The 14935-nt window shown below is 73.2% G+C and carries 16 protein-coding genes; 6 read left to right on the top strand and 10 right to left on the bottom strand.

The genetic code is table 11. The features are described from left to right. Positions 1–9: 9 nt before the first annotated feature. The gene (locus tag OIE69_RS16865) at positions 10–1287 is read left to right on the top strand and encodes a thymidine phosphorylase (RefSeq protein WP_326572741.1); all 1278 of its coding nucleotides are present in this window, start codon (positions 10–12) and stop codon (positions 1285–1287) included. A 72-nt stretch (positions 1288–1359) separates the two neighbouring features. On the opposite strand, the gene OIE69_RS16860 is transcribed toward OIE69_RS16865, so the two are convergent. Further along, positions 1360–2646: an MFS transporter gene (locus OIE69_RS16860; RefSeq protein ID WP_326572740.1), complete on the bottom strand. Its 1287-nt coding sequence runs from the start codon at positions 2644–2646 to the stop codon at positions 1360–1362. Between the two features lie 63 nt (positions 2647–2709). On the opposite strand from OIE69_RS16860, the gene OIE69_RS16855 reads away from it, so the two are divergent. After that, complete coding sequence (locus tag OIE69_RS16855) at positions 2710–3690, top strand: LysR family transcriptional regulator (protein WP_392567519.1); 981 nt, start codon at positions 2710–2712, stop codon at positions 3688–3690. 92 nt (positions 3691–3782) lie between these two features. Here OIE69_RS16855 and OIE69_RS16850 read toward each other — a convergent pair whose 3' ends face one another. Beyond that, complete coding sequence (locus OIE69_RS16850; RefSeq protein ID WP_326572738.1) at positions 3783–4568, bottom strand: alpha/beta hydrolase; 786 nt, start codon at positions 4566–4568, stop codon at positions 3783–3785. A gap of 101 nt (positions 4569–4669) precedes the next feature. On the opposite strand from OIE69_RS16850, the gene OIE69_RS16845 reads away from it, so the two are divergent. Both OIE69_RS16845 and OIE69_RS16840 read left to right on the top strand, forming a co-directional pair. Further along, complete coding sequence (locus OIE69_RS16845; RefSeq protein ID WP_326572737.1) at positions 4670–5863, top strand: adenosine deaminase; 1194 nt, start codon at positions 4670–4672, stop codon at positions 5861–5863. Positions 5864–6028: 165 nt separating this feature from the next. Beyond that, complete coding sequence (locus OIE69_RS16840) at positions 6029–6358, top strand: hypothetical protein (RefSeq protein ID WP_018561296.1); 330 nt, start codon at positions 6029–6031, stop codon at positions 6356–6358. A 78-nt stretch (positions 6359–6436) separates the two neighbouring features. On the opposite strand, the gene OIE69_RS16835 is transcribed toward OIE69_RS16840, so the two are convergent. From OIE69_RS16835 to OIE69_RS16815, 5 genes are all read right to left on the bottom strand, one after another. Beyond that, positions 6437–6637 (bottom strand): PspC domain-containing protein, encoded by a 201-nt coding sequence (locus OIE69_RS16835; RefSeq protein WP_018561297.1) that lies wholly within the window; start codon positions 6635–6637, stop codon positions 6437–6439. Positions 6638–6721: 84 nt separating this feature from the next. Further along, complete coding sequence (locus OIE69_RS16830) at positions 6722–7210, bottom strand: VanZ family protein (protein WP_326572736.1); 489 nt, start codon at positions 7208–7210, stop codon at positions 6722–6724. Between the two features lie 53 nt (positions 7211–7263). After that, positions 7264–7923, bottom strand: coding sequence for a hypothetical protein (locus tag OIE69_RS16825; RefSeq protein WP_326572735.1), 660 nt, complete (start codon positions 7921–7923; stop codon positions 7264–7266). Continuing rightward, on the bottom strand, positions 7920–9473 hold the full coding sequence (locus tag OIE69_RS16820; protein ID WP_392567518.1) for an ATP-binding protein: 1554 nt from the start codon (positions 9471–9473) through the stop codon (positions 7920–7922). Before OIE69_RS16820 ends, OIE69_RS16825 begins: the two co-directional genes overlap by 4 nt. After that, the gene (locus OIE69_RS16815) at positions 9470–10147 is read right to left on the bottom strand and encodes a response regulator transcription factor (RefSeq protein WP_026251393.1); all 678 of its coding nucleotides are present in this window, start codon (positions 10145–10147) and stop codon (positions 9470–9472) included. Before OIE69_RS16815 ends, OIE69_RS16820 begins: the two co-directional genes overlap by 4 nt. A gap of 187 nt (positions 10148–10334) precedes the next feature. Here OIE69_RS16815 and OIE69_RS16810 point away from each other — a divergent pair, with 187 nt between their 5' ends. After that, on the top strand, positions 10335–11111 hold the full coding sequence (locus tag OIE69_RS16810) for a SigE family RNA polymerase sigma factor (RefSeq protein ID WP_326572734.1): 777 nt from the start codon (positions 10335–10337) through the stop codon (positions 11109–11111). A gap of 142 nt (positions 11112–11253) precedes the next feature. Here OIE69_RS16810 and OIE69_RS16805 read toward each other — a convergent pair whose 3' ends face one another. Then, positions 11254–11877, bottom strand: a complete 624-nt coding sequence (locus OIE69_RS16805) for a uridine kinase family protein (protein WP_326572733.1) — start codon at positions 11875–11877, stop codon at positions 11254–11256. Between the two features lie 173 nt (positions 11878–12050). Here OIE69_RS16805 and OIE69_RS16800 point away from each other — a divergent pair, with 173 nt between their 5' ends. Next, positions 12051–12401, top strand: a complete 351-nt coding sequence (locus OIE69_RS16800; protein ID WP_326572732.1) for a hypothetical protein — start codon at positions 12051–12053, stop codon at positions 12399–12401. Between the two features lie 123 nt (positions 12402–12524). On the opposite strand, the gene OIE69_RS16795 is transcribed toward OIE69_RS16800, so the two are convergent. Then, entirely contained in the window at positions 12525–13448 is a 924-nt protein-coding gene (locus OIE69_RS16795; protein ID WP_326572731.1) for an aldehyde dehydrogenase family protein, read from the bottom strand. Beyond that, the gene (locus OIE69_RS16790; RefSeq protein WP_326572730.1) at positions 13438–14928 is read right to left on the bottom strand and encodes an aldehyde dehydrogenase family protein; all 1491 of its coding nucleotides are present in this window, start codon (positions 14926–14928) and stop codon (positions 13438–13440) included. The genes OIE69_RS16795 and OIE69_RS16790 overlap by 11 nt, the downstream gene beginning before the upstream one ends. Positions 14929–14935: the final 7 nt, after the last annotated feature.

The raw sequence follows: 14935 nt of genomic DNA, 5'->3' as shown, positions 1-14935 counted from the left end.
ACGTGAATCATGGACGCGATTTCCGTCATCCGCACCAAGCGCGACGGCGGCCGCCTCGGCGACGACCAGATCGACTGGGTCATCGACGCCTACACCAAGGGTGAGGTCGCCGACGAGCAGATGTCCGCGCTCGCGATGGCGATCCTGCTCAACGGCATGGACCGGGCCGAGATCGCGCGCTGGACGGCCGCGATGATCGCCAGCGGCGAGCGCATGGACTTCTCCTCGCTGCCCCGCCCGACCGCCGACAAGCACTCCACCGGTGGCGTCGGCGACAAGATCACGCTGCCGCTCGCGCCCCTGGTCGCGGCCTGCGGCGCGGCCGTCCCCCAGCTGTCCGGCCGCGGCCTCGGCCACACCGGCGGCACCCTGGACAAGCTGGAGTCCATCCCGGGGTGGCGGGCGCTGCTGTCGAACGACGAGATGCTGCGGGTCCTGGGCGACAGCGGCGCCGTCATCTGCGCCGCGGGCGACGGCCTCGCCCCCGCCGACAAGAAGCTGTACGCGCTGCGCGACGTCACCGGCACCGTCGAGGCGATCCCGCTGATCGCCTCCTCGATCATGTCCAAGAAGATCGCCGAGGGCACGGGCTCGCTCGTCCTCGACGTCAAGGTCGGCTCCGGCGCCTTCATGAAGAACCTGGAGCAGGCGCGGGAACTGGCCTCCACGATGGTGGGCCTGGGCACCGACCACGGCGTGCGGACGGTGGCGCTGCTCACCGGGATGTCCACCCCGCTGGGCCTGACCGCGGGGAACGCGCTGGAGGTCCGGGAGTCCGTCGAGGTGCTGGCGGGCGGCGGCCCGGCCGACGTGGTCGAGCTGACCCTCGCCCTGGCGCGCGAGATGCTCGACGCGGCGGGCCTGAAGGACGCCGACCCGGCCAAGGCGCTCGCCGACGGCTCCGCCATGGACGTGTGGCGCCGCATGATCTCCGCCCAGGGCGGTGACCCGGACGCGGAGCTGCCCGTCGCGCGCGAGCGGCACGTCGTCATGGCCGAGCGTTCCGGTGTGCTCACCGGCCTGGACGCCTACGCCGTCGGTGTCGCCGCCTGGCGCCTCGGCGCCGGCCGCGCCCGCAAGGAGGACCCGGTGCAGGCCGGCGCGGGCGTCGAGCTGCACGCCAAGCCGGGTGCCACGGTCACCCAGGGCCAGCCGCTGCTCACCCTGCACACCGACACCCCGGAGAAGTTCGGCTGGGCGCTGGACGCCCTCACCGGCGGCGTCGAGATCTCCCCGGCGGGCACGGCGTTCACGGCGGACCCGATCGTGCTGGACCGCATCGCCTGAGCGCGGCCTTCCCCCGCGACACGGAACGGGACCGGTGGACTTCCACCGGTCCCGTTCCGTGTCGTACGGCCGTCAGACCGTCCGCCTCGCCGGGACGGTGGGCCGCCGGTCCGCGACCGCGCGCCGGGTCGCGTGCAGGGTGATCCCCGCGACGCCCAGGACGGCGGCCAGGCACAGGGCGACCGTGCCGTCCCAGCCGGCGGAGTGGAAGGCGGAGGCGCCGAGGGTGCCGCCGACGCTGTTGCCGATGTAGTAGGCGGTCAGATACAGCGCGGAGGCCTGGGCGCGGCCGGTGGTGGCGGTGCGGCTGACCGCCCCGGAGGCGATGGAGTGGCCGGTGAAGAAGCCGGCCGTGATGAGGACCAGGCCGGTCAGCACGGCGGCGAGGGAGTCCGCGAGGGTGAGGAGCAGCCCGCCGGCGGCCAGCACCACGGCGACGTACAGGGCACCGCGCCGCCCGAGGCGGCCGTGCAGGACGCCGGAGGCCGCGGAGGCGCCGGTGCCGACCAGGTAGACCAGGAAGATGAGGCCGATCGCGGTCTGCGACAGGCCGAAGGGCTCGGCGGCGAGCCGGTAGCCCAGCACGTTGTAGACGGCGCCGAAGACCGCCATGAACAGCAGCCCGATCAGGTAGAGCCGGCGCAGCAGCGGGGTGCCCAGGTGACCGGTGACCGTGCGCCACAGGGCGACGGGACTGACCGGCCCGGGACGGAAGTTGCGGGCGGTGGGGATCAGCAGGCGGAAGGCGACGGCGCACAGCACCGCCATCGCGCCGGCGGCGAACAGCGAGGCGCGCCAGCCGAAGGCCTGCGCCACGGCACCGGTCAGGACCCGGGAGCTCATGCCGCCGATGCTGTTGCCCGCGACATAGAGGCCGATCGCGGAGGCGACCGCCTTGGGGTGGATCTCCTCGCCGAGGTACGCCATCGCGGTCGCCGGGAGCCCGGCGAGGGCCACGCCCTGCGCGGCGCGCAGCACGACCAGGGTGGTCAGGTCCGGCGCGAACGGGATGACCAGGGCCAGCGCCGAGGCGCTGAAGACCGACGCCGTCATCACGGCCGTGCGCCCGTACTTCTCGCTGAGCGCGCTCACCGGCAGCAGGGCCAGCGCCAGCGCGGCGGTGGTGGCCGAGACGGTGAGGCTGGCCTGGGCCGGGCTGAGGGACAGCCCCGTGGACAGCACCGGCAGCAGGGCCTGCGTCGAGTAGAGGAGGGCGAAGGTGGCGAGACCCGCGGCGAACAGGGCCAGTATGGCGCGGCGGTAGCCGGGCTCACCCGGCCGGAGCGTGGCGGCTGGGGAGGCGGAGGGGGCGGCGCCCGGCCGTGTCACGGTGGACGCCCCTGTATCGGCGGGAGACATGCCTTCACGCTAGGCCGGGCCCGTTTCATGCGTCCAATGCATGGAGTGGCCATAATCGTTCCCATGGCGCATGAAGCGAGGTCAGCCCGATCGCCGTCGCCGTCCCGTGACGCAACAGACATGCGGGCGGAGCTGGACAGCGCGTCCTGGGCGACGGTGCTGGCACCCCGGCTCGCCCAGTTCGCCGCCGTGGCGCGGCACGAGCACGTCACCCGCGCGGCGCGCGAGCTGGGGGTGCCCCAGTCCACGCTCAGCCGTGCCATGGTCCGGCTCGAACTCGACCTGGGCGTCACGCTCTTCGCCCGTCAGGGTCGTACGGTCTCGCTCACCCCCGCGGGCCACGGCTTCCTCGCCTCCGTGGAGCGGGCGCTGGGCGAGGTGGAGCGCTCGGCCGAGTCCGTGCGCGCCGACGCCGACCCGCAGTCGGGACGGGTCGCCTTCGGCTTCCTCCACACGCTCGGCCCGGAGACCGTACCGGCCCTGCTGCGGGCCTTCCGCGCCGACCACCCGCGGATCCGCTTCCAGCTCGTGCAGAACTACGGCGAGGCGATGCTCGCCGGGCTGCGCGCGGGCGAGCTGGACCTCTGCCTGACCTCTCCGGTGCCGGACGCGCCCGACCTGGTCGTCCGGCGCCTGGATGAGCAGCGGCTGCGGCTGGTCGTCCCCGCCGACCACCGGCTCGCCTCCCGCCGCCGGGTGCGCCTGGCGGAGGCGTCCGGGGAGCTGTTCGTCAGCCTGGAGGCGGGATACGGGCTGCGGCGCATCACCGACGCCCTGTGCGCGGAGGCGGGCTTCACCCCCCGGGTGGCCTTCGAGGGCGAGGAGGCCGAGACCCTGCGCGGGCTGGTCGCCGCCGGCCTGGGGGTGGCCCTGCTGCCGCCCCCGCTCGTGCCGCGCCCCGGTGTCGTGGAGCTGACCGTCACCGCCCCGCGCGCGGCCCGGGAGATCGGGGTGGCCTGGCTCGGCGGCCGCGCCGACACGGCCCCCGTCGCCGCGTTCAAGAAGTTCCTGCTCGGCAGGCGCGGGCAGCTTCTCCCCGACTGACGGCGCCGGCCGCGCCGGCCGGGTTCACCCGGGTCGCCGACCTCGTCGGACGGAGGGGCGGGCAGCGGTGAGCCCGGTGGTCGCCGGCCGGCTCAGCGCAGTTGGGGGGACCGGCCGAAACCGGAGGCCAGGGGCATGCGCAGGCCGAGCGGGGGAGGGGCGGCCAGCGCGTCGGCGACCGGGCGGGCGAAGGACCGTCCCAGCAGGGTGCCGAGGACGAAGTCGGACGTCAGCGAGGCGACTTCGGCCCGGTGGTCGTGGAGCAGATGGCCGTCGGTGTGCACCTCGAACCGGCACACGTCCCGGTTGACCTTCTTCACCCGCTCGGCCAGCCGGTAGGAGAGGTCGGGGTGGGTGGAGCCGTCGTTCGTGCCGTGCACGATCAGGACGTGGCGGCCTATCAGCTGCTTCACCGGATCGGGCTCGGGCGCGTCCGGCAGCCACGGGGCTATGGCGACCGCGGAGTTGACGGCCGGGTGGCCCGCCGCCCGCAGCGCGGCGCGGCCGCCCATGTCCATGCCGACCAGCGACACCGGTACGTCGCCGTAGCGGCGGACGACCTCGTCGACCGCCCACCGCGCGTCCTCGGCGGGGTGGGCGTGACCGCCGTTCCAGCCGCGGAAGCGGTAGTGCACGACGTGCACGGCCAGGCCCTCGCCGCGGCCCGCCGTCCGCATCAGCCGACGTGCCAGCGGCACCATCGCCGCGGCGGCCACGGGGGAGCGCCGACGGGTGCTCAGCGCACTGCCGCCGGGCAGGAGCAGCACGGCGGCACGGACCGCCTCGTCGTCCGAATCCCGCCGGGCCGCCGGGTTCAGACCCGGTGTCACTCTCTTTCCCAACCGCGCACCACGCACCGGTAAAGCTTGCGAAGCCATGGCGTAACCATGGCAGACGGGAAGGTGTGCACGACCTGGCCAGGAGGTCAATATTCGGCATCATCCAAGAGTTCTACGCGCGTAGGGGGTATGTTTCGGAAATGACGAGCTCAAGCACGCTCCCCTTCCCCGCGGGCGCTGCGGGGGCCACCCCCACGCCCGAGCAGATCCGCCGCGCACCCAAGGTGCTGCTCCACGACCACCTCGACGGCGGCGTCCGCCCCGGGACCGTCGTCGACCTGGCCCGCGCGTCGGGCTACGACGGCCTGCCGGAGACCGACCCGGACAAGCTCGGCATCTGGTTCCACGAGGCCGCCGACTCCGGCTCGCTGGAGCGCTACCTGGAGACCTTCTCGCACACGGTCGGCGTCATGCAGACCCGCGAGGCGCTCACCCGGGTAGCCGCCGAGTGCGCCGAGGACCTCGCCGCGGACGGCGTCGTCTACGCCGAGGTGCGCTACGCCCCCGAACTCCACGTCGAACGCGGGCTCTCCCTCGACGAGGTCGTGGAGGCCGTCAACGAGGGCTTCCGCGAAGGCGAACGGCGGGCCCGCGAGGCGGGCGGCCGGATCCGGGTGGGCGCCCTGCTCACCGCGATGCGGCACGCCGCCCGCTCGCAGGAGATCGCCGAACTCGCCATCCGGTACCGCGACCGGGGCGTCGTCGGCTTCGACATCGCGGGCGCCGAGGCCGGCTTCCCGCCCACCCGCCACCTCGACGCCTTCGAGTACCTCCAGCGGGAGAACTTCCACTTCACCATCCACGCTGGCGAGGCCTTCGGCCTGCCCTCCATCTGGCAGGCCCTGCAGTGGTGCGGCGCCGACCGGCTCGGCCACGGCGTGCGCATCATCGACGACATCGAGATCGCGGAGGACGGTACGGTCTCCCTCGGTCGGCTGGCCAACTACGTGCGCGACAAGCGCATCCCCCTGGAGATGTGCCCCACCTCCAACCTGCAGACCGGCGCGGCCGCCTCGTACGCGGAGCACCCCATCGGACTGCTGCGCCGGCTGCATTTCCGGGTCACGGTGAACACCGACAACCGCCTGATGAGCGGTACGAGCATGAGCCGCGAGTTCGCCGAGCTGGTGGCCGCGTTCGGCTACACGCTCGACGACATGCAGTGGTTCACGGTCAACGCGATGAAGTCCGCCTTCATCCCTTTCGATGAACGTCTCGCGATGATCAATGACGTGATCAAGCCCGGATACTCGGAGCTGAAGGCCGAGTGGCTGTTCCGCCAGACGGCCGCCGCCACGGCCGTGGCCAGCGATTCCTCGCCGGAAGAGGGATGAGGCCCGGGCCGGCCCGCCGTGCGGCGGCGGGCCGGCCCGGGCCCGGGGCGGCCGTTCGCGGTGCTTGCACCGCCCCGCGTTCCGTCGCTACGTTCCGATATCCCGCGAACACCATCCGTGTGTGCCGCGGCGGACGCACCATCCCCCATCACGAGGATCGCAACCATGAAGACCGGAACCGTCAAGACTCTCGGTGCCGCCGCGCTGGGCGTGGCCTTCGTCGGGGCCGCCGCGGGCGTCGCCTCCGCCGCTCCGACGGACACCAACCTGGGCCTGCCGGACGCCTCGGCCCTGCCGGCCTCCGTGCCGGTCGCCAACGTCGCGAAGTCGGTCCCGGTCGGAGCCGTCACCAGCGGCCTGCCGAAGTCGACCAACCTCGTCCCCGGTGTGCAGAACGCCCCCCAGGGCGTGAGCACGCTGCTCGGCGGCCTCCCGGTCGGCGGCCAGCTGCCGCTGGGTCAGCTCCCGCTGCAGGGCCTGCCGATCGGCGGCTGAGCGCCACCCGGACGAACGGCGGACGGGCCGCGCCCCCTCGGGGTGCGGCCCGCCGGTGCTTCTCCGGGGCCCGTGGCGTCACACCGCGGCCTTCGTGCTCCCCTCGTTCGGCAGCAGCAGCCACAGCGCGAGGTAGAGCAGGAACTGCGGCCCGGGCAGCAGGCACGACAGCAGGAAGATCACGCGCATCGTGGTGGCGGAGGTGCCGAACCGGTCTGCGAGCCCGGCGCAGACCCCGGCGATCATCCGGCCGTGACGGGGGCGGACCAGTGCGGACATGGCGGGTGCTCCTTCGGGAGTCCAGGCCGGTCTCTCCGGCCGATGACATCACCGTACGAGCGCATAACACCGCGAACCATCGCTCTACGGTGCGATCCCGACCCTGGGAATCCTCGGGGTCCGCCCCTGAGTCCCGGTCAGCCGGTCCTGCCGGCGGACGCTGCGCCGGTGCACCCACGCGCGCGCCGCGGGCACCACGGCGAGGTGCGCCAGCGCGACCCCGGCCGTGTTGAGCAGCAGGGCGTCCACGTCGAAGATCTGCCCCGGCACCCCGGTCTGCACGAACTCCAGGGCGAGCGAGATCATCAGCCCCGCGAAGACCGTGCGTGCGAACGACCCCGTCGCCGACACCCGCACCCGGCCGCCGGCCATCGGCAGCAGCACGCCCAGCGGGGCCAGCAGCGCCATCCCCGAGGCGATCCGGCCGGCCGCCTCCGCGGGCCCCATGGCGAGGTCGGAGCGGATGGTGGCGAACGGACGGAGATTGGGGGCGTCCACCCAGGGCACGTACTGCGGACGCAGCATCAGCCACCCGACCAGAGCCAGATGCACCGCGGCGAGTACCAGGCCCACCGCGCGCACTTTCGGGAGAGAGCCGTCGCGCCGCACGCCTGGAAGGACGTCTGTCACTTCACGGCGGTTCCAGCGGTCTCCGCCGCCTCGGGGTCGGTGCGCAGGTCGCCGCTGCAGGTGAAGCGGCGCACCGGGGCGTCGTCGGAACCGCCCAGGAGCACCCCGCCGCTGCCGGCGCTCGCGCCCGTACCGGCGTAGGTGCACACCAACTGGGCGAGCGCGAACGGCGGCAGGTCGCCCAGCGGCGCGCTGATCCGGAGCGATCCGCGGGGGTCGCCGCGGCGCGGTCCCTCCACCGCCAGGTCGCCCTGCACGGCCGTGGTGAAGCCGGCCGACGACTCGCCGCCGCGCGGCTTGCGCTGCAGCTCGCGCAGGAGCAGCACGGCCACGCCCAGCTGGTCCAGGCCCTCGGTCCGCACGGAGCGGTTCACCCCGGCCACCTGGGCGCTGCACACCAGGTACACCCGGGCGGTCAGCCCCCGGGGCGACGCGGAGGCCGTCGCCGAGGCGCTCGCCTCCTCGTCCGGCACCGCGCAGGAGACGCGGGAGGGCGCCGGTCCGGCGTCCACCGGCACCGAGGTGGTGCGGATGCCGCAGCCGGCCAGCAGGACCACGCCGAGCAGGGCGAGGAGCGGGCCGCGCCGGCGACGGGCGGCGCCCGCGGACGGCAGACCCGGGGCGTCCGGGGCGGCGCCCCGGGACGGCTGCGTCACGTGCCCTCGTTTCCTTCCTCGGTCTCCGCCGCCTGGCCCGCCCCGGTGCGCATCGGCAGCCGCAGGGTGAACACCGCCCCGCCGGCGGGGTCGTTGGCCGCGGCGATCTCTCCGCCGTGGATGTGCGCGTTCTCCAGGGCGATGGACAGGCCCAGGCCGCTCCCCTCGGAACGGGCCCGGGAGGCGTCCGCCTTGAAGAACCGGTCGAAGACGTGCGGCAGCACGTCCTCCGGGATGCCGGGGCCGTTGTCGGCGACCTCGACGACGAGCTCGTCGCCGTCCTGCCTGACCTTGACCCGGACCGGCGAGCCGCCGTGCTTGAGGGCGTTGCCGATCAGGTTGGCCAGGATCACGTCCATGCGGCGCGGGTCGAGCAGCGCGATGATGCCGCGCGGCGCGTCCAGTTCCACCGCGTCCAGCCAGGCGCGGGCATCGATACAGGCGGTGACCAGGTCGGAGACGTCGACGTCGTCCATGACCAGGCGCGCGGTGCCCGCGTCGAAGCGGGTGACCTCCATCAGGTTCTCCACCAGCTCGCCCAGCCGCTTGGTCTCGCTCACCACCAGCCGTACCGCCGGGGCGATCATCGGGTCGAGGGAGTCCGCCTCGTCCTCCAGCACCTCGGTCACGGCGGTGATCGCGGTCAGCGGGGTGCGCAGTTCGTGCGACATGTCGGCGACGAAGCGGCGGCTGGCCGCCTCGCGCTGGCTCAGCTCGTCGACCCGCATCTCCAGCCGTTCCGCGGTGCGGTTGAACGTCCGCGACAACTCGGCGAGTTCGTCGGTGCCGGTGACCCGCAGCCGGGTGTCGAGCTTGCCCTCGCCGAGCCTCCTGGCGGCGTCCCCGAGGCGGGCCACGGGCCGCAGCACGGTGGAGGCCGCGGCCTGGGCGAGCAGGGCCGCGCCGATCAGGGCGAGGGCGGTGGCGATGCCGAGCGACCAGGCCAGCGAGTTGAGGTCCTTGCGCTCGGCCTCCAGCGACTTGAACATGTAGCCGGTCGGCCCGCCGCCGATCACCTTGGCCCCGCCCACCAGGTACGGCTGGCCGTTGAGGGTGACCCGCTGCCAGTACAGGTGGTACTCGGCGGGATCGCCCGTCTTGGGGTTGCGCTTGCTGACGGCCTTGCGCAGCGTCGAGGGGACGGCGTCCAGCGAGAAGCCGTCGCTCAGCGACTTGGTCGCGCAGCGCTCGCCGTCCGGGCCGGTGCCGATCAGCAGCACCTGGTACGTCTGGGTGCTGGCGCCGATGCTGCGCGCGGCGTCGGCCAGTTTGTCGCAGGACGGGTACCGCGGCAGGGAGCCCGCGTTGCGGGTCATCGAGGCGCGGAAGTCGTTGAGGGCGGCGTTCTGGGCGCGCGTCAGCACCGCGTCGCGGTTGAGCCAGTACGCGATGCCGGAGGCGGAGACGGCGGCCGCCAGCGCCACGGCGGCGAAGACGGCGACCAGGCGCAGCCGCAGGCTGGTGAGCCGCAGCAGCCGTGACCTCCAGCCGCTCAGCCGCCGGTCCGTCCCGTTGTCGGCGGCCGGGTACTCGTCGTGCGGTGGATTCACGCCGGCGCGTCCAGGCGGTACCCGACACCCCGGACGGTACGGATCAGGGTCGGCGACGAGGGCACGTCCTCGATCTTGGCGCGCAGCCGCTGCACACAGGCGTCCACCAGACGCGAGTCGCCGAGGTAGTCGTGCTCCCACACCAGGCGCAGCAACTGCTGCCGGGACAGGGCCTGACCGGGGCGGCGGCTCAGCTCCAGCAGCAGCCGCAGCTCGGTCGGCGTGAGCTGCAGGTCCTCGCCGTTCTTCGTGACGGTCATCGCCGAGCGGTCGATGACGATGCTGCCGAAGGCCGCCGCGTCGGTGCTGTCCCGCTCGCCGCGGCGCAGCACGGCGCGGATGCGGGCGTCCAGCACGCGCGGCTGGATGGGCTTGACGACGTAGTCGTCCGCCCCCGACTCCAGCCCCACGACGACGTCGATGTCGTCGCTGCGCGCGGTCAGCAGGATGATCGGCAGCTGGTCGGTGCGCCGGATGCGCCGGCACACCTCGAAGCCGTCGATGCCCGGGAGCATCACGTCCAGCACGATCAGGTCCGGCCGCTGCTCGCGCAGCAGCTTCAGCCCGTCCTCGCCCGTCGCCGCGGCCACCACACGGTGGCCCTGGCGCGACAGGGCGAGTTCGAGGCTCGCTCGGATGGCGTCGTCGTCCTCGATCAGCAACAGGAAAGGCACGCTCGCATTCTCTCCCAAGAGGACCCGTGGAAGGTACCGCCGTGGTCTGTGACGGGGCTGTGACACTCGGCGGACAGCGTCATGAAACTGGCGCGGCAGGCTATTGCTCATCGACGGGGACGCCACCGGGCGGCCCTCGCCGGACAGGTATGAAGACCAGACCGGCTCCACCCACGGGGGGCGCGAAATGAACGCACTGCACAGCACGACGACCACCGCAGTCCTTCAGCCGCGCCTGCACACCGCGGGCCGGGGCGTCGAGAAGTCCGGTGCCACGGGCGGGCGGGGGTGCGCTCGTGGCACCGGGCGTCAGGTGGTCCGCAACCGGCCGCCGTACATCACGGCGATCGAAGGGGGTCACGGGGGAGACGGGGGGCACGGGGGTGTCGCCCACGGGGAGGCCACGGGGGCCCGGGAGATCCCGGCGGAGCGGTGCTTCACGGCGGACGCGGACTTCACCGCCTACGTCCAGGAGCGCCGGGCCTCCCTGTACGCGACCGCCTACCACCTGACGGGCGACCGCTACGAGGCGGAGGACCTGCTGCAGAGCGCGCTGTTCTCCACCTACCGGGCCTGGGACCGGATCAGCGACAAGGCCGCCGTCGGCGGCTACCTGCGCCGGACCATGACCAACCTGCACATCAGCGCCTGGCGGCGCCGCAAGCTCAACGAGTACCCGACCGAGGAGCTGCCGGAGACGGCCGGCGAGACGGACGCGATGCGCGGCACCGAACTGCGGGCCGTGCTGTGGCAGGCGCTGGCGAAGCTCCCGGAGCCGCAGCGCACGATGCTGGTGCTCCGTTACTACGAGGGCCGCACCGACCCGGAGATCGCCGAGATCCTCGGCATCAGCGTCGGCACGGTGAAGAGCAGCATCTGGCGCTCCCTGCGCCGGCTGCGCGAGGACCAGACGCTCAGCGCGGGCGTCGACGAGGAGGCGGCGTTCGGCGAGCTGGTGGCCTGACGCCGGGGGGGAACGGGGAAACGGGGGGCCCACGGGGGGAACGGGGAACCGGGGGAGGCAAGAGGGAGCGGTCGCGCCCAGCGGGGGGTCTGTGCGCACCGCTCCCTCACGCATGTCCTTACGGACCCGCGCGCCGCTTCGTTCAAACCCGGACGGCGATCGATGGAAAAGTTGCGCGACCGATCCGTTCCAATGCCTCGTCCCGGTCGCACACATGCGCCCCGAGCTCCGCGTGCCGGGCGACGATGCCCCGCTCGGCGCGCATCAGGTTCCAGCCGCGGCGCAGCAGGAAGGGCAGCGACTTACGCCCCTCGCGCAGGTCGCGGACGAAGCGGCGGCGAGCGGTGGTGACCGCGCCGCGGCTCAGGCACAGCGCGTCGGCGAGCAGGCCGAGTTCGGCGCAGCGCGCGACGATGTCGGCGGCGAAGATGCCCTCGGCGATGAAGAGCGGCGCCCCGTCGATGTCCACCTCCGCCCGTCCCGTCACGGAACTGGTGGAGAGCTCGTACACCGGGACGGCGGTCCGGCCCGTGGCGCACAGCTCGGCGACGGCGGCGACGGCCGCGTCGGTGTTCCAGGACAGCGGGGAGTCCCAGTCGGCCCCCACGCCGCTCGGCAGCATCGGGAGGGACGGGTCGTCACCCTCCTTGTAGAAGTCGTCCAGCCGCAGGACCGGCAGGCCGGTGCGGGCGGCGAGGGAGGACTTGCCGGACCCGGAGGGACCGGTCAGCAGGATCACGCGGGCGGCGGGAGGGCGAGAGCTCACGGGACACCAGTGTGAGGCATTCCGTCTTTGGAGTGACCCGCCGGGACATGCTTTGGATACGTGATGTTCAACCAACTACGGTGAGTGACGTCATTGTCGCGTACGGGGACGGCCGTCAACGCCGTTCCGGGACCGGTCCGTGAGCGGGCCGGCGACCAGGCAGGTGGATCCTCATGCCGCAGTTCTCCCGCACTCTTCTCCGCGCCGCCGTCCTCGCGGTGTCGTCCGCCGCGGCCGTCGCCTCGGCGGGGGCGGCGCACGCGGACGCCCAGAGCGAAGGGGCGGCCACGGCCGCCAAGGCCGGCCGGGCGGCGACGTCGGCCCTGATCGGCACGGTGAACCACCTGCCGGTGAACCCGTTCGCCCAGACCAGCGTCAACCCGCTGGACAACTCGGTGGGTTCGCAGGTCGCCGACTTCAAGCCGGTCTCCACCGCGGACGTCACCAAGCCGGTCGCCGACAGCCGCACGGTCTCCGACCTGCCGCTGATCGGCGACACCGTCAGGACCCTGCAGCGCGGCTGACGCGGCGCCGGAACGCGTACGGCGGCGGGCCCCCGCGGGGACACATCGTTCGCGGGGGCCCGCCGCCGGGTCGTGCGGGCACTGCCGTCCCCCGGCGGCGGGACGGGCCGCCGGGGGACGGGATCAGTACGCGGAGCCCGAGGCCGCGCCGGCTCCCGCGGGGTGCCAGACGGTCTTGGTCTCCAGGAAGGCCGTCATGCGGTCCGTGCCGGGCTCGGCGGCCCAGTCCACAGCCTGTGGACGGAGTACGCGCTTGAGGTTGTCCGCGGCCGCGATCTCCAGCTCCTTCGCGAGCGCGGCGTCGTCCACCGTGCCCGCCAGGTCCAGGGCGTTGACGTCCATGTGCGCGGCGAGCGTCGGCGCGACCTCGGAGGTGCGGCCGGACAGGATGTTGACGACCCCGCCCGGCAGGTCGGAGGTGGCCAGCACCTCGCCCAGGGACAGCGCGGGCAGCGGGGCCCGCTCGCTCGTCACCACGACCGCGGTGTTGCCGGTGGCGATCACCGGGGCGACCACCGAGACCAGGCCGAGGAAGGACGACTCCTGCGGCGCGACGATCGCGACGACACCGGTCGGCTCCGGGCTCGACAGGTTGAAGTACGGCCCCGCCACCGGGTTGGCGCCGCCCACGACCTGGGCGATCTTGTCGGTCCAGCCCGCGTACCAGACCCAGCGGTCGATCGCGGCGTCCACCACGGCCGCCGCCTTGGACTTCGACAGCCCCTCGGCCTCGCCGACCTCGCGGACGAACTGCTCCCGGCGGCCCTCCAGCATCTCCGCGACGCGGTAGAGGATCTGCCCCCGGTTGTACGCGGTCGCGCCCGACCAGCCCGCGAAGGCCTTGCGGGCGGCGGACACCGCGTCACGGGCGTCCTTGCGGGAGGACTGCGGGGCGTTGGCGAGCCACTTGCCCTTGGCGTCGGTCACCTCGTACACCCGCCCGCTCTCGCTGCGGGGGAACTTGCCCCCGACGAACAGCTTGTAGGTCTTGAAGACGGACAGCCGCGCTGCTTCGGCCTTCTCGAACTTATCGGACTTATCGGACATCGAGGTACGCCTCCAGACCGTGGCGGCCGCCCTCGCGACCGAAGCCCGACTCCTTGTAGCCACCGAAGGGCGAGGTCGGGTCGAACTTGTTGAACGTGTTGGCCCACACCACACCGGCCCGGAGCTGGTTCGCGACCGACAGGATGCGCGAGCCCTTCTCCGTCCAGATCCCGGCCGACAGGCCGTACGGGGTGTTGTTGGCCTTCTCCACGGCCTCGGCCGGGGTGCGGAAGGTCAGCACCGAGAGCACCGGGCCGAAGATCTCCTCGCGGGCGATGCGGTGCGCCTGGGTGACCCCGGTGAAGAGCGTCGGCGCGAACCAGTAGCCCGCGGAGGGCAGTTCGCACGCCGACGACCAGCGCTCGGCGCCCTCGGCCTCGCCGGCCTCGGCGAGCGCGGTGATCCGGGCCAGCTGCTCTGCGGAGTTGATGGCGCCGATGTCGGTGTTCTTGTCCAGCGGGTCGCCGACGCGCAGCGTCGACAGCCTGCGCTTGAGGGCGTCCAGCACCTCGTCCGCGACGGACTCCTGGACCAGCAGGCGGGAGCCCGCGCAGCAGACCTGGCCCTGGTTGAAGAAGATGCCGTTGACGATGCCCTCGACGGCCTGGTCGATCGGCGCGTCGTCGAAGACGATGTTGGCGCCCTTGCCGCCCAGCTCCAGGGTGAGTTTCTTCCTGCCGCCGGCGACGGTGCGGGCGATCTGCTTGCCGACGGCGGTGGAGCCGGTGAAGGCGACCTTGTCGACGCCCTCGTGCGCGACCAGCGCGGCGCCGGCGTCCCCGTAGCCGGGGAGGATGTTGACGACGCCCTTGGGCAGGCCCGCCTGGCGGCAGATGTCGGCGAAGAACAGCGCCGACAGCGGGGTGGTCTCGGCCGGCTTGAGGACGACCGTGTTGCCGGTGGCCAGCGCCGGGGCGATCTTCCACGCCAGCATCAGCAGCGGGAAGTTCCACGGGATGACCTGGCCGGCCACGCCCAGCGGGCGGGGGGCCGGGCCGAAGCCGGCGTGCGCGAGCTTGTCGGCCCATCCGGCGTAGTAGAAGAAGTGCGCGGCGACCAGCGGGAGGTCGGCGTCGCGGGTCTCCCTGATCGGCTTGCCGTTGTCCAGCGACTCCAGGACGGCCAGTTCGCGCGAGCGCTCCTGGACGATCCGGGCGATGCGGAACAGGTACTTGGCCCGCTCGGAGCCGGGCAGCGCCGACCACGACTCGAAGGCCTTGCGGGCGGCCCTGACGGCGCGGTCCACGTCCGCCTCGCCGGCCTGGGCGACCTCGGAGAGGACCTCCTCGGAGGAGGGGCTGACGGTCTTGAAGACCCGGCCGTCGGCGGCGTCGGTGAACTCGCCGTCGACGAACAGGCCGTAGGAGGGGGCGATGTCGACGACGGAGCGGGACTCCGGCGCCGGGGCGTACGCGAAGGCGGAGCCCGGCTTCGGCTGCGCGGCCGGCTGGGACTGCTGGTTCTTCTTGGTCTGTGTCATCGGAGTT

Source organism: Actinacidiphila glaucinigra (assembly GCF_035918135.1).
Classification (GTDB): Bacteria; Actinomycetota; Actinomycetes; order Streptomycetales; family Streptomycetaceae; genus Actinacidiphila; species Actinacidiphila glaucinigra.
Note: the sequence above shows the minus strand (reverse complement) of the source record. Positions and strands in the feature narration are given on the sequence as shown.